Origin of the sequence: Metabacillus idriensis (genome assembly GCF_050483325.1) — a bacterium.
Taxonomy (GTDB): Bacteria; Bacillota; Bacilli; order Bacillales; family Bacillaceae; genus Bacillus_P; species Bacillus_P idriensis_A.
In genome coordinates this window covers 75,294-90,691 of sequence record NZ_JBCMYF010000035.1, presented here as the reverse complement: position 1 = coordinate 90,691, position 15,398 = coordinate 75,294, and the positions used below count along the sequence as shown (strand labels likewise).

Sequence of the window (15,398 nt, the reverse complement as noted above, 5' to 3'; positions counted from 1 at the left end):
TTCATGCAAATTAAAGATCAGCTTACGAACTTAAAACCGTATCAGCCGGGTAAACCAATTGAAGAAGTTAAAAAAGAATATAACTTAACTCACATTGTGAAGCTCGCTTCCAACGAAAATCCGTATGGCAGCTCAGAACGGGCTAAAAAAGCCATTCAGGATGAATTGAATCAGCTTGCGATGTATCCAGACGGCTACAGCGCTCTGCTTCGTGAAACGCTGGCACGTTTTTTAAACGTAGAAGAAAATGAAATTATTTTTGGAAATGGATCTGATGAGATTGTTCAGATCATTTGCCGCGCGTTTTTGAAAAAAGGGACGAACACCGTAATGGCAACACCGACATTTCCGCAATACCGTCACAATGCCATCATTGAAGGCGCAGATATAAAGGAAATTCCGCTGATTGATGGAGAGCATGATCTGAACTCCATGCTTGCAGCAATCGACGAACAAACAAAGGTTATTTGGCTATGTTCGCCCAACAATCCAACAGGTACTTATATAAACGAGCAGTCTTTGCATGCTTTTATGAAAAAGGTGCCGGATCATGTGCTTGTTATCCTGGATGAGGCCTACTATGAATATGTAACAGCCTCTGATTTTCCTGAAACACTGCCATTAATCAAAGAAAATAAAAACGTCATGATTCTCCGCACTTTCTCAAAAGCATACGGCCTTGCAGCCCTCCGCGTCGGTTACGGAATTGCGAACAGGGAGTTAATCAAAAGCATCGAACCTGCAAGGGAGCCCTTTAATACGAACCGTTTAGGACAGACAGCCGCACTGCATGCTTTAGGAGATCAGGATTTCATTAAACAATGTGCAGAAAAAAACAAACAGGGTCTTGAACAGTTTTATCAATTCAGTAAAGAACACGGTCTATCTTACTATCCTTCAGAAGGTAACTTTATTCTGATCGATTTTAACCGCGATGCTGATGAAGTATTTCAGGCTCTCCTGGAAAAAGGCTATATTGTCCGATCAGGCACTGCACTCGGATTTCCAACGTCTATCCGCATCACAATCGGAACGAAAGAACAAAACGAAGAGATTCTGCAGATTCTGACAGAATTGATTTCATAAAAGAAGAGGTGATCTTAATCACCTCTTTCTTCATACATATTGCGCAGGTGATAAAGAATGGAACAGCAAATCGAAAAAATTCATCTCATCGGACTCGGGTTAATCGGCGGTTCGATCGCCCTTGCGGTTAAGCAGGAATTTCCTGCTGTAAAGATTGTCGGGTATGATATTAATCAAAGTCAGGCAGAAATCGCCAAGACGCTGACCGTGATCGATGAAATAGCTCCAAAGCAATTTGACGGAATAGAAACAGCCGACTTAATTATTCTTGCTACTCCGGTAGAACAGACTTTGTACATAATCGACTCATTAAGTTCACTTCCTTTAAAAGAAAGCGTCATTATTACTGATGTAGGCAGCACTAAACAAAAAATCAGCAAATACGCTGATTCTGTTTTCGGGGACGGGGTACATTTTATCGGCGGACATCCAATGGCCGGTTCGCATAAATCAGGGGTGATCGCAGCAAAAGCCCACCTATTTGAAAATGCCTTTTATATCCTGACGCCGACGGACCATACTTCTCATGCTTCGCTTCGTATCCTTCAGAATATTTTAAAAGGAACGAAAGCTCATTTTGTTGAAATGACACCAGCTGAACATGACGAGGTTACAGGTGTAATCAGTCATTTTCCGCATATCGTTGCAGCGAGCCTTGTTCATCAGGCTGGCCGTTTTGAAGACGGTCATCCTGTGATAAAGCGTCTCGCAGCAGGAGGGTTCCGCGATATCACGAGGATCGCCTCAAGCAGCCCTGCGATGTGGAGAGATATTCTCCTTCATAATAAAGACAAGCTGCTGGCATTATTTGATGACTGGCAATACGAAATGAACCGGGTCAGAGAGCTTGTTGATGATCTTAACGGAGATGCTCTCTTTACATATTTTCAGGAGGCAAAGGATTTTAGAGATGGCCTGCCTGAAAGAGAAAAAGGAGCTATTCCTTCTTTTTACGATTTATATGTGGATGTACCGGATTATCCAGGGGTCATTTCTGAAATTACAGGTTATCTTGCGATGGAGGAAATCAGCATCACAAACATCCGGATTATCGAAACGCGCGAAGAGATTTATGGTGTGCTGAGATTAAGCTTCCAGACGGATGTCGACCGTGAACGTGCACAAAAATGCATCGAGAAATATACAGACTATAAAACATTTTTCAGTTAATGAGGTGAGGACCATGTCAAATGAAAAGAAATTGCGGAAAGCAAAAACTTTAAGCGGTCAAATTGCCATTCCAGGTGATAAATCCATTTCACATAGAGCGGTTATGTTCGGAGCACTTGCAAACGGTGAGACTGTCATTGAAAATTTCCTTGCTGGAGCAGATTGTTTATCGACGATTGCCTGCTTCAGACAAATGGGCGTTGAAATCGATCAGGAAGGAACAAAGGTGAAAGTGTCCGGCAAAGGTATTGATGCACTCAGGGAACCTGATGGAATCCTTGATGTCGGCAATTCGGGAACAACTACCCGTCTAATGCTTGGCATTTTAGCAGGCCGTCCTTTTCATGCCTGCATCGTTGGCGACGAATCGATCGCTAAAAGGCCGATGACACGCGTCACTGATCCGCTGAGAGAAATGGGAGCAGCTATTGATGGCAGACAAAACGGCAATTACACGCCTATTTCTATTCGCGGCGGCAAGCTTAAGGGATTGGACTATGTATCACCTGTAGCAAGCGCTCAAGTTAAGTCAGCGATTCTGCTTGCAGGGCTTCAGGCAAAAAATGAAAAGACGAAAGTAACAGAACCGCATAAATCAAGGGATCATACAGAAAGAATGCTTCGGGCATTTGGTATAGAAGTGAAGGAAGAAGGAATGTCTGCAGAATTGATCGGAGGTCAGTCTTTAACGGCTGCATCTATTGTAGTTCCAGGAGATATTTCTTCTGCTGCCTTCTTTTTAGTAGCAGGTGCAATTGTTCCATCAAGCACCATTACGCTGCAAAATGTAGGAATTAATCCGACCAGAATCGGAATCATTGAGGTTCTCCGTAAAATGGGGGCGGATTTAACAATTGAAGAAAAGGGATCACACGCTCATGAGCCAGTTGCGGATTTAACAATTTCAACATCGGAATTAAAAGGTGCAGTCATTTCAGGCGAACTGATTCCGCGATTGATTGACGAAATTCCTGTTATAGCCCTCCTTGCCACTCAAGCTGAAGGGGAAACAATCATTAAAGATGCAAGTGAACTGAAGGTAAAAGAAACAAACCGCATTGATACTGTTGTTCAGGAACTGAAAAAACTAGGAGCAGAGATTGAGCCGACAGATGACGGCATGATAATCCGCGGTAAACAGAAATTAAGAAACGCAGCTTCCGTATCAAGCCACGGTGATCATCGTATTGGCATGATGCTTGCAGTTGCAGCCCTTATAACGGAGGGAGACGTTTCATTGTCAGATCATGAAGCAATCAATGTTTCCTATCCACAATTTTTCGATCACTTAAATCAGCTGGCTGATTAATGCCCGTTATGACCGATGAATCTTGCAATGAAGCCAAATAACAAAAGAAAAAACACTTGCAGAATAAAATTTTCTGCAGGTGTTTTCATTAACAGTCATATCTCGCTCCTTCTCTTCATAGCTTGTCTTAAGAAGGTTTAAGAGGGAGGGATAAAAGGCGTTGTCCTATCTTATCGAAGATGCAAATGTTTTAAAAAACGGCGAAATTGTCAAAGCCTCGATTCTGATCCGAAACAACAAAATTGATTATATGAGTCCTTCGCTGCAGAGGATGACGTGCATGAAAATGAATGCTGCGGACTATCTGTTAACGCCTGGACACGTGATGCTTGATTTTTCTATTGGAGGTTCTTTTGCCGAAATAAAACGAATCTTTACGGAAAAGCTGATTTTAAAGGGCTGTACAACTGTTATAGCCATTGCTCAGGCAGAATATGAACGGGATCTCCCAGAAGCGATTCGCAAAAAGAAACAAATGATGATAAATTCTCCTATCGATTACTGCATCGGTGTGAAAGTTCCGCTGAAAAGATTGACCCCATCCTTGCTCATTAGCTGCAAAAAAAATAAAATTCCACTGCTTATTTTAGAGATTCATCCTGAAGATAAAATCACTGATTTTCCGTGGGAATGGATTCGCGGATGCTTATACGGATTCCCAATGACATTCCTGCCACAATGGACAGGATCACCGTCAGATAAAAGAAGAAAACAGTTTACATCATTGATGGAAAGACACCGGATGTCAGCAGAACCGGAATGTCCTCCTGAACATGAAATTCTTGAAAAATCACTTTTAATGAAAATAGGGATCTACCCTGAAAAAGGAGAAATCAGGATCGGCGGCGAAGTTGATTATAACCTCTATATGCATAATGAATTCAATTCAGTTGAAGAAATGTCCGCTAGCGGGTATCATAATCATATTCCTGCATTTACGATTCATAAGGGACAGCTGATCAAAGCTGCTGAAAAAATCTGTATAAAGCCAGGGTTTGGAGAGTTATGTGCCATATCCATGTCAGGCAGGTTTGCTGCAAATGCAGTCCCATAAGGAGTTTCCTTGGAAAGGGCGTTACAAGTTGAAAAATTCACTAATTGAAGCAATTGATTTAGTAGAGTCAGGACAAGCTGAAGAGGGTTTAAAAAAACTTTCAGGACTTGAGAAGAATCTGCATGATGAAGAAAAGTTTCTGCTTGCAGAAAAATACTATCAATGGGGCAACACTGAGCAGGCTCTGAATATAATGGAAGACATGCATCTGTTATATCCGGATGAAGCTGAGGTTACGGTATTTCTAGCAGAAGTCTATATAGATATGGACGAAGAAGAAAAGGCAATTGAACTATTAAGTACAATTCCCGAGACAGACCCTGCGTATGTACAGGCATTGATCCTTTCAGCTGATTTGTATCAAATGCAGGGATTAAACGAAGTCAGCGAACAAAAGCTGCTGTCTGCCAAAAAAATCGTCCCGGATGAACCCGTCATTGACTTTGCTTTAGGCGAGCTTTATTTTCATCAAGGACATTATCATAAAGCAATCCCTTATTTTAAGGATGTTTTAAAGGAACACACAGTGTTAACCGGAGTTAATGTGTATCAGAGGCTTGCTGAATCCATCAGCGCCTCAGGCGAATTTGAAGAAGCGCTTCCGTATTATGAGAAAGCGGTCGATGAACAAGTAGATCTGCACACATTGTTCGGCTATGGGTTCACAGCTCTGCAGGCGAATTATCCCAAAACAGCCATTGATCAGTTTTTAAAATTAAAAGAGCTCGATCATGAATATACATCGCTTTATTTATATTTAGCTAAAGCATATGAAGAAGAAGGCATGCTTTCAGAAAGCCTCGAAACAGTAAAAGATGGCCTGAAGGCAGATGAGTATAATAAAGAGCTTTACGTTTACGGCGGAAAGATCGCTTTAAAAAACAATGAGCCAAACCAAGCTGCCGCCTTGCTCCAGCAAGCAATTGCCATTGATCCAGGGCATGTCGAAGCAACAATTACACTGACAAACATTTATATGCAGGAACAAAAATATGAAGAAGTCATTGACTGTTTGAAAGAAGTAATGAGGTACGGCGAGGAAGATCCTGAATATGACCGTAAATTAGCACGAGCTTATCATCAAACAGAGCAATATTCGGATGCATTAAACCATTACCAGCGAGCATATAATTTCTTCAAGGAAGAACCAGATTTTCTTACAGAGTACGGTTATTACTTGTTAGAGGACGGAAATCGCGCCGCCGCCAGGGAAATGTTCCGTCAGGCAATAAAGCATGATCCGGCGAATGTCGAAATCGAAGAGATTTTGATACAATTAGAAGATGATTTTTAACGTCCAATCGGAAGGATTTCACCTAGGATCTGTTGAACTTTAAGAATAAGAATCTACAGTTAGCAGAGGAGGGAAATGCATATGATGGCCCCTGTATCTGTCATTGAGAAGAAAGATTTTATCAGGTGGTTTTTAAATCATTATCAGTTGAAAAGACGGGAATGTGTTTGGATTTTGAATTACTTAATGAGTCACGACACGCTGATGGAAAAAGTGCATTTCGTTGAGCAGGCTCAGTATTGTCCGCGGGGGATTATCATGTCGACCCACTGTGTAGAGGAAGTGCCGTTTCGTTTTTACAAAGAAAATGTCATGACAACAGATGCAGAAAAATCTTTCCATGACATTCGGTTAAATAAAGACGAGGATCTGTATATTCAGCTCAACTTCCGCTCGGCTTATCAATCGCCGAATTATGCAGCAGTGCTTGAAGCGAATCCATTTGTGCCGAAACATCTCAACATTAATGAAAAAGACCGTGTAGTAGCTGAACGCATTTTAGAGCAGTCGATTCAAACGTTCCAAAAAGAAAAATTGCTTCAAATGATTGATGACGCACTTGACCGCCAGGATAAAGCGGCATTTGAAAGCTTAACTGAAAAACTGAAATGCTTAAAATAAGAAAGAACCTCTACTAGAAAGAGGTTCTTTTTTTGATTATAAAAAGAGCATGCTGCACGGTGTTTTTTCAGAATTTTCAATTGATTTTTCGGTCGAAACGTGACAAAATATGATTGGGCTGTAATCGCTTTCATGTGTGAAATCTTTTTTTGTAGAATTAAAATTGTGCAAACGATTTCGCTTTGAGCTAAAGGGGGAAATGGGATGAGGAGAAAGAAAAGCAAGTGGATATCCATTTTGCTGATAGTTTTGCTTCTGGCAAGCGGGGTCATGAGTACATGGCAGGTATTTGCTGCTGAACAGAATGTGATAACTGTTGATGGAAACGGTCTGGATTGGGCAGGAACCGACCCTTTGGCAACATCTGAAAATCCCGGATATGAAGGGTTTCATCTCGGAGATCTACATCTGAGGAATGACAGTCAGTTCCTCTATTATTGGATTGAAGCTGAAAATGTCCCGAATTGGGGCGATAACGGCATGTATCTGAATCTTGCATTAAATGTGAATAACAAAGATTCAAAAGTGGAAGGAAATCCATGGGGTGCACCGTTTCATTTTGGCGGCACGGATGCAAAACCCCAGTTTCACCTTGTTTCCAGAATAAAGAGTGATCACGAAATAGCAGGTGCTGCATTGTACAGTGCAGATGACTTTATTCATCCACTCCTCTCAACATGGGAAAATATAAAAGGTGCTCAGTTTGCAGCTGACCGCACTAAAGGATTTGAAGGAAGAATCCCATTAAGTGAACTGGGTCTTAAAAATGATGACCGATTAAAAGCAATTGCCGTATTAAGCGGAAATACCCCTTCTGAACATGGCGCATTTGATGTGAGTCCTGAAGCTGAAGGAAACAATACGGCGGTATCCTGGAATGAAAAAGATCAGCCAAATGAGCAATCTGTTTATAGCAAAGAGTATACACTTAATGGAATCAGCGGATCAGAACAGCTTGAACTTGTTTCATCAGCCCCTGCTGATGGAGATGCAGATGTTAAAACAACTTCTCCAATTATCCTGACGTTCAATGAGACGATTAAACTTGAACAGTCAGACGGCATTTTCTTGAAAGAAAATGGCGGACAGGCTGTTGCACCGGCGATAACGGCGGATGCAAATCAGCTGGAAATCGTACCTGAGACTATGCAAAAAGCTCAAAACTATACACTGACTGTTCCAAAAGAAGCCATTACTGGAGAAAAATCAGGAACAGGATTAAAACAGGATCTCTCCCTTTCTTTTAAAACAAGTGAAATGAAAAACCCGGTCAAAAGACATGTTCAGTTTACCTATTCCAGAGAAGATGCTGATTATGACGGATGGAATATATGGACATGGCAGACGGGACTAGAAGATGGCGAAAAAAGGTTTACGGAAGAGACTGATAAAGGGGCCGTATCTATCTTCGAAATTGGAGCAGAGGCATCAAACATTGGGTTTGTCATTAGAAAAGGTGAGGACTGGGCTGTAAAAGATCCGTATGATCAAGACAGATATATAGAAACAGACCCGGATCAGCCGCTGACAAAAGTGTTTGTTGAAAGCGGTAAGGCTGATTTTCACACAGTTCCAGCGATAAAAGGTCCTGTCATAACGGATGGGAAAGCAACATTTTTCTACCGTGATCAGGAACTCTTCGAAAACAATGCGATGTCAGATATTGAGCATGTGAAAATAAAAATTGACGGCAAGCAATTTGATATGAAATATGATGAGAAAAATGAATATTTCACCTATACATTCGATATCCCTGAAGAGGGCAAATATGAATACACTTATCTTGTCACAAAGGACGGCACCACAAATGAAATATCAGATCCATATTATGAGCAGTCTTTTATAGACTACGTAATTCCAAAAGTAAAGATGAAGGCATCTGTATTTCCAAAAGAAGTCACATCTAATCAGAATGCCGTCTTAAGTTTAGAGATAAAATCTGACCTGGAAACCCTTCAGTTTTCAGATATGTATGCAGATGCATCGTCTCTTGGAGGGCCGGAAGCGTTGCAAATCGATCCTGCACTGAAAGAGGTGAGTTTGTCAGTTAAGGATTCAGTGCCGGCCGGTGATAAAGAAATTCCTGTTACAGCTGTTGATGAATTTGGAAATAAACATACTGCAAAAGCAGCAGTTTCAGTGAAGCCGCGAGTTTCCGGAGGAGATTTTGACTGGGATGAGGCACGAATTTACTTTATGCTGACTGACCGCTTTTATGACGGAGACAAAGGGAATAATGACCCGAATCATGAAGGATATGACGTAAATCATCCTGAAACGTATCACGGCGGTGATTTTAAAGGGATAACAGAAAAGCTTGACTATCTTGATGATCTAGGGATCAATACGATCTGGATTACGCCGATTGTCGATAATATCGATTGGGATCTGCGTCATAATAAAAGCGGCAATCAATACGGATATCACGGATATTGGGCAAAGGATTTTTCAAAGCTTGATGAACATCTTGGGGAGATGGACGATTTAAATGAGCTGCTTGATAAAGCACATGAAAGAAATATGAAAGTCATGGTCGATGTGGTTCTGAATCATACCGGCTATGGATTGAAAGAAACAGATATAAATGAACAAAACATTCCCAATTTCCCAGGGGATGAAGATCGGGAACGCTTTAAAGGGATGCTCCGCAGCGGAGGCACGGATGTTATAAAAGGGGAACTTGCAGGATTGCCGGACCTGATTACTGAAGATCCGGCTGTAAGAAAGCAAATCATTGACTGGCAGACAGCGTGGGCATCACACAAAACAACTAAAGGAAATGCAATTGACTACTTTAGGGTAGACACTGTGAAACATGTGGAAGATACAACGTGGAAAGCATTTAAGAATGAGCTGACCAAAGTGAATCCTGATTTTAAAATGATTGGTGAATATTATGGCGGTGGAACCGATAATACAGGCGGTTACTTAAACAGCGGACAGATGGATTCTCTGCTTGATTTCAATTTTAAATACGACGCAAGAGATTTTATTAACGGAGAGATTGATGCTGTTGAAGCAAGACTTGAAGAGCGCAACGGCAAGCTTTCGAACACAGCCGCAATGGGACAGTTTCTGAGCAGCCATGACGAAGACGGTTTCTTATTGGCGCATGCAGGCGGAGATAAAAGCAAGCAGAAAATTGCTGCTGCTCTGCAAATAACAGCAAAAGGTCAGCCGGTTCTTTATTACGGAGAAGAGCTTGGTCAAACTGGAAAGCACGCAGGAGACATGGATAAAGGCGAGTTTAATGAAAATAGGTACAATCTCGACTGGGAAAATACGAAAAATAATGATCTCCTTACACATTATCAGAAGCTGTTGAACATCCGCAAAGACTATTCAAGCGTTTTTTCTAAAGGAGAACGGACTAAAACAGCAGGCAGCAATGAAGAGGGGTACCTTGTTTTTAATAGAAACTACAAGGAGCAGTCTCTTGTTATCGGAATTAACACGACAGAAGATGAACAGCAGATTACAATTGATGTGCCATTTGAAAAGTCTGAGAAGATGATCGATTTGTACAGCGGTAAAAAATACAAGGTGTCCAGTAAAAAGCAAGTAACAGTTGACTTAGTGGGACGGGACCTTGGAGGCACATTCATTTTGGCACTTGAAGAGGACATGACTAAGCCACCGTCAGACGGTGAAAACCCTTCTGGCCCAAGTGACGCTGACGAAGAAATACATGATACAGACGGAACAGTTCCGGGTTCAAATGAAACAAAAAAGAAAGATCATTCAAAAAGACAGTCGACAGGTGAAACAGATTCTAAGAATGATAACAGCAGCAAACTTCCAGCGACTGCGACAAATACCTTTACTTATTTGGTGATTGGAGCTTTCTTGCTCATAATTGGAACCATATTATTTCGGAAAAAACACCAGAAAACTTGAAAATGGAGCCCCTTCTAATAAATGAAGGGGCTTTTTGCTGTAAGTTTCATTCGTATAAGAATAGAAGAAGGAGAAATAATAAGAAAACGATAAAGCCTGAGGAGAACATGATGAGTAATAATACCCTGCTCAGAAGTCAATTAACAGAGAATATGGAAAATATATTTTCTATCATTACAGAGAGTGCAGATTTAGAGAAAAAAGAAATTTATATTCAAGAGCATCAAAAAATGTGTGTCATGCTCTATCTGTCCGGAATGACAGACAGCAATAAACAATATGAAATGATCAATTCCTTTTCATCGATTGATTTTATGACAGATTTTCATCACTCTTTTTCAAAGATTTTCTTTTCAAAAGTAAATCCTTTAAAAAAGCAGGAAATCCACACAATTGAAGATGTCCTGAAACATATTTTTTCCGGGCAGACCGTTCTTTTAGTTGATGGAATTGCCACTGCTTTTGTCATTGATACGGAAAAGGAGAAGATGAGAAGCTTTACAGAACCCACGACGGAACGGATCGTAAGGGGACCGAAGCTTGGTTTCATAGAAAGTCTGGATGAAAATATTGGACTTATCCGTCAGCTTGCAAATGATCAGTCTATCATTGCAAAAGAAATCGAGATCGTGGAAGGAAGCAGTATTAAACGGATTGTTTATCTGTTTAACAAAGAAAAAGCCAATGAAGAGCTGATAAATGAAGTGAAAAAACGGCTAGAGAAGGTGCAAACAACAAATTTGGAGGATTCTGGAATACTTGAAGAGCTGATTGAGGATTCACCTTATTCGCCATTTCCTCAGATTCAGAATACAGAACGTCCAGACAGAGTTGTTGCTGCCTTGAAACAGGGAAGGGCGGTGATATTTTCGGATGGTTCGCCTTTTGCTTTAATAGCGCCAACGACAATCGATATGCTTTTTCAATCACCTGATGATTATTATGAAAGATGGGCTGCAGGATCTTTTCTGAGGCTGCTCAGATATATTTCAGTGGCTATTACTTTGTTTCTTTCTTCTATTTACATATCCCTTGTTTCATTTAATCCTGGACTGCTTCCTACTGAGCTTGCTATCACAATCGCCGGAACACGGGAAAATGTCCCGTTTCCTCCATTTGTTGAAGCAATGATTATGGAGATTACAATTGAATTGCTGCGCGAAGCAGGAATTCGTCTTCCGTCTCCTATCGGACAGACCATTGGCCTTGTCGGCGGGGTTATCATTGGACAGGCTGCAGTCGAAGCCAACATAGTAAGCTCGCTGATGGTTATCATTGTTTCAATTACAACGATCACATCTTTTACTGTACCTCAATATGGTTTTGGATTAGCTTTTAGATTATTGCGCTTTGGAGCAATGACAGCTGCTGCAGTGCTTGGGATTTATGGAACGACTTTGTTTTTTATTTTAATATTTATTCATCTATCCAGACTTTCAAGCTTTAACACTCCATATTTCACGCCGGAAACGATTTTTAACCCAAGAATGGCAAGGGATATCTTGCTCAGGCTGCCATTCAGGCGAAAGAAGGTTAATTAGCAGGAGGCCCCGAAAATGAAGCAAATGGATAATCTCTCGGTCTTTCAAATAGCGATGCTTGTAAGCAACGCCATGCTTGGAGTCGGACTGCTCACTTTGCCAAGAACGATTACAGCAGAAATTGATTCGCCTGATGGCTGGATCGTGTTAATAATAGACGGAATCATAGCAATCTTGTTTGCGTTACTCCTCCTTTATTTCTTTAAAATACATCAGGTGAAAGATATTTTTCAATATACAAGAGAAGGATTTGGAAAATGGATTTCAAAAGCTATTCAGTTATTTATCATTCTTTACTTTATGGGAGTAGCAAGCTTTGAAGCTGTTGCAATGAGTGAAATGGTCCGTTTTTTCCTGCTGTCGACAACTCCGGTGCAGGTTGTGATACTGTCTTTGATCTGTTTGAGTGCGTATTTGGTTTTAGGCATGATGCAGAGTATAACGAAGGTATTCAGTGTGTTTCTTCCTCTGGCAATTGTTGAACTATTTCTGATCTATTTTTTCAGTATTAAAAGTATTGATATTGAAAATATTAAGCCGATATTGGGAAATGGAGTCACTCCCATATTCAAAGGGATACACTCAGTCATTCTTTCCTTTATCGGAGTGGAAATTTTTCTTGTCATTTCGGCTTTTTCAAAAAACAGAAAAAACTTGAAAAAGGGTTTGATGATCGGTTTTGCCATTCCTTTAATGTTATATATTATCACGTATGTTCTAGTTGTTTCAGGTTTATCTGTACAAGAAGTGAAAGCTGTGACATGGCCGACGATTTCATTTGTACAGTCCTTTGAAGTAAGGGGCATTTTTATTGAGAGATTCGAATCGTTTCTGCTGACAACCTGGATTCTGCAGTTTTTCACTACTACTTCCATGTATTATTATTTAGCTGCGTACGGAATGACTCACGTGTTTAAAACAACTTTTAAAACGAACGTGCTTATCCTGCTTCCGCTCCTGTTTTTTATAGCCTGCGTACCCAATAATACGCTCGAAATAATTCAAATGAGCACTATAGTCGGAAAAATGTTTCAAGTAGTCTTTTTTGTCATTCCAATCGCAACGTTTTTAACAGTTGCTTTGAAAAGGAAGCTAATAAAACTATGAAAAAAATTCTCCTTATTTTTATTACACTGATGCTCTCAGGATGCTGGGACAGCCAAAATATTGAAGATCTCTCGCTTGTCGTAGGTACAGGTGTTGATAAGATTGATCCTGTTGAAGGAGTGCAATTAGTGCATCAGATTATTATGCCTAAAGGCGGATCGGCTGGGCAGGGTCAGGGAGCCGGCTATAAAAATATTACAACAGGAGGAGGGACTGTGCATGAAGCCATTCGAAATGTCTCATTAGAAACGAAGCCAATATCAAGCGAACATCAGCGGATATTTTTAATAAATGAAGAAGTGATTAAAGAAACGCCCTTGGATACAGTCATTAATCAATTTATTAGAGATGATAAAACAAGAAGAAGCTTATACATATTTCTTACGGAAGAACCTGCATCAGAGCTTTTATCAGTTAAAACAGATAAAGAAATTCCATCTAATATTATCTATGAACTCACAGAAAATCGAAAAAAAACAAATAAAATTTTACCTCCGCTCAAGCTTGGTGAAGCATCTGCCCGCCTGCAGTCTGAAGGAAGCTTTGCCATTCAGATTGCAGGTTTAGAAAAGGGCAATATAAAATTAAAGGGTGCAGGGGTAATCAACAATGGAAAACTGGTAGGTGAAAACTTAACAGAAGAAGAAGTATCCGCCCTCTCCTGGCTTAATGGGTCAGTAGAAGGAGGTACAGTTGAAGCAATTCATCATGATCAGCCATTCGGCTTTGAAGTGATTAAATTAAGAAGTAAAAAGATAAAGACGAAGATTAAGAATGGACGACTATTCATCGATATTTTTATGAGAGTAGAGGGCAGATTAGCGGAGGATTGGTATGGAAAAGAGAATTCTTTCGATAAAGGGTATCAAAAAGGAATTGAAGAAATCGTGGGAAAGACAATTGAAAAGGAGGTGAATGACTTAATTTATAAACTGCAGCACGACTATAAGACAGGCGTAGCCGGGTTATATCAATATGTTAAAAATCAGCATCCTGCCTACTGGAGAAAGTATGGAAAACAGTGGGATGAAAAATTCAGCGAATCAGAAATCACATATAATGTAAGAATTGATAAAATGGATTTTGGAACAAAAGGTTCTTCGCAATGAGGCTGAAAAGCCAATATCTCCCTCATTTTCAAAAGCTTATTAACAAACACATATAATACCTTTATAATTATTACATAATAAGCAGAGGGAGCTGTAAGACATGAAATGGACATCAGAAGACACAGACATGTTTCTTCAATCAAAAGAATATGTAGATACTGCCATTATCCCGCTTGTGCAAATCGGATTTGGTGATAATCTGAAATCTTTGGCGGCAGAGGGAGAATATACTTCGCTGATTACAGAAGATCTGGAACGCCAGCTAAAGGGAAGAATCTTTATGCTTCCAGCCTGCACTTACATATCCGGACAAATGCATGACAGAGAAAAAACAATTTTACAATGGTACCATGAATTAAAGGACAATTTCAAACACATTTTTTTCGTGACGAGTGATGAATCATGGAGAAATGAAGGCGGAACGCTTAAGGACAGCGTAATCTATCTTCCTCCAATTCCTATGGAACATATGGACGAGTCCCTGAAAAGGAAGATGATTGAGGATCAAGTAAGTCAAATTTTGAACATTTTCTTACAATCCTGGAGGGTTTCATAAAAACCCTTACATTTTTAAAGTTCCAAAAAAGGATAATATTGACCTTACTGGAAGATTGATATATCATGAGATTGTCCTAGTTTTATATGGTTTTATCGTATGTCCTGACGGACTTCAGCTTAAGATAGAGGGGGGAAAATGATGAGCGAGAAAAAACATCGGGTTTCAAGACGGCAATTTCTCAACTATACACTGACTGGTGTAGGCGGTTTCATGGCTGCGGGTATGCTTATGCCAATGGTTCGCTTTGCGCTCGACCCTGTACTTGGAAAGGTCGAAGAACAAGACCTTGTACAAGTAGTGAGTGTTGATGAAATTACGAACGAACCAACGCGTTTTAACTTTAAAATCAAACAAGTTGATGCTTGGCACAAGTCCGAAGAACCTAGATCGGCTTGGGTATTTAAAACGGAAAAAGGGGATATTGTTGCACTTTCTCCTGTCTGTAAGCATTTAGGATGTACAGTTAACTGGAATAGTGATCCATCTAATCCAAACAAATTTTTCTGTCCATGCCATTATGGCTTATATGACAAAGACGGCACAAATGTTCCTGGAACACCGCCGCTTGCTCCGCTTGATGTATTCAAGAGTGAAGTGAAAGATGGATTTTTGTATCTTGGTTCGGCTAAACCGCGAAAGGAGGCGTAATCA

At 40.4% G+C, this 15,398-nt stretch carries 12 protein-coding genes; all 12 read left to right on the top strand.

What is annotated here, in order from left to right; genetic code table 11:
- Positions 1-3: 3 nt before the first annotated feature.
- The 12 genes from hisC (at position 4) to ABEQ24_RS20735 (ending at position 15,395) form a co-directional block, all read left to right on the top strand.
- On the top strand, positions 4-1,086 hold the full coding sequence (hisC, locus tag ABEQ24_RS20790; protein WP_430008567.1) for a histidinol-phosphate transaminase: 1,083 nt from the start codon (positions 4-6) through the stop codon (positions 1,084-1,086).
- A 57-nt stretch (positions 1,087-1,143) separates the two neighbouring features.
- The gene (locus ABEQ24_RS20785; RefSeq protein WP_430008566.1) at positions 1,144-2,256 is read left to right on the top strand and encodes a prephenate dehydrogenase; all 1,113 of its coding nucleotides are present in this window, start codon (positions 1,144-1,146) and stop codon (positions 2,254-2,256) included.
- Between the two features lie 13 nt (positions 2,257-2,269).
- Positions 2,270-3,565, top strand: coding sequence for a 3-phosphoshikimate 1-carboxyvinyltransferase (aroA, locus tag ABEQ24_RS20780; RefSeq protein ID WP_430008565.1), 1,296 nt, complete (start codon positions 2,270-2,272; stop codon positions 3,563-3,565).
- Positions 3,566-3,725: 160 nt separating this feature from the next.
- Complete coding sequence (locus ABEQ24_RS20775; RefSeq protein WP_430008564.1) at positions 3,726-4,619, top strand: hypothetical protein; 894 nt, start codon at positions 3,726-3,728, stop codon at positions 4,617-4,619.
- Complete coding sequence (locus tag ABEQ24_RS20770) at positions 4,606-5,913, top strand: tetratricopeptide repeat protein (protein WP_430008681.1); 1,308 nt, start codon at positions 4,606-4,608, stop codon at positions 5,911-5,913. The genes ABEQ24_RS20775 and ABEQ24_RS20770 overlap by 14 nt, the downstream gene beginning before the upstream one ends.
- Before the next feature lie 81 nt (positions 5,914-5,994).
- Positions 5,995-6,534 carry a ReoY family proteolytic degradation factor gene (locus ABEQ24_RS20765; protein WP_070878132.1) on the top strand — a complete coding sequence of 180 codons (540 nt, stop codon included), beginning with the start codon at positions 5,995-5,997 and terminating at the stop codon, positions 6,532-6,534.
- Positions 6,535-6,738: 204 nt separating this feature from the next.
- The gene (locus tag ABEQ24_RS20760; protein ID WP_430008563.1) at positions 6,739-10,431 is read left to right on the top strand and encodes an alpha-amylase family glycosyl hydrolase; all 3,693 of its coding nucleotides are present in this window, start codon (positions 6,739-6,741) and stop codon (positions 10,429-10,431) included.
- Positions 10,432-10,541: 110 nt separating this feature from the next.
- Positions 10,542-11,972, top strand: a complete 1,431-nt coding sequence (locus ABEQ24_RS20755; RefSeq protein WP_430008562.1) for a spore germination protein — start codon at positions 10,542-10,544, stop codon at positions 11,970-11,972.
- Positions 11,973-11,987: 15 nt separating this feature from the next.
- Positions 11,988-13,079, top strand: coding sequence for a GerAB/ArcD/ProY family transporter (locus tag ABEQ24_RS20750; protein WP_430008561.1), 1,092 nt, complete (start codon positions 11,988-11,990; stop codon positions 13,077-13,079).
- A complete protein-coding gene (locus ABEQ24_RS20745; protein WP_430008560.1) occupies positions 13,076-14,188 on the top strand; it encodes a Ger(x)C family spore germination protein in 1,113 nt (370 codons plus the stop codon). Before ABEQ24_RS20750 ends, ABEQ24_RS20745 begins: the two co-directional genes overlap by 4 nt.
- A 100-nt stretch (positions 14,189-14,288) precedes the next feature.
- The gene (locus ABEQ24_RS20740) at positions 14,289-14,744 is read left to right on the top strand and encodes a YpiF family protein (protein WP_430008559.1); all 456 of its coding nucleotides are present in this window, start codon (positions 14,289-14,291) and stop codon (positions 14,742-14,744) included.
- 141 nt (positions 14,745-14,885) lie between these two features.
- Entirely contained in the window at positions 14,886-15,395 is a 510-nt protein-coding gene (locus ABEQ24_RS20735) for a ubiquinol-cytochrome c reductase iron-sulfur subunit (RefSeq protein ID WP_430008558.1), read from the top strand.
- Positions 15,396-15,398 lie beyond the last annotated feature (3 nt).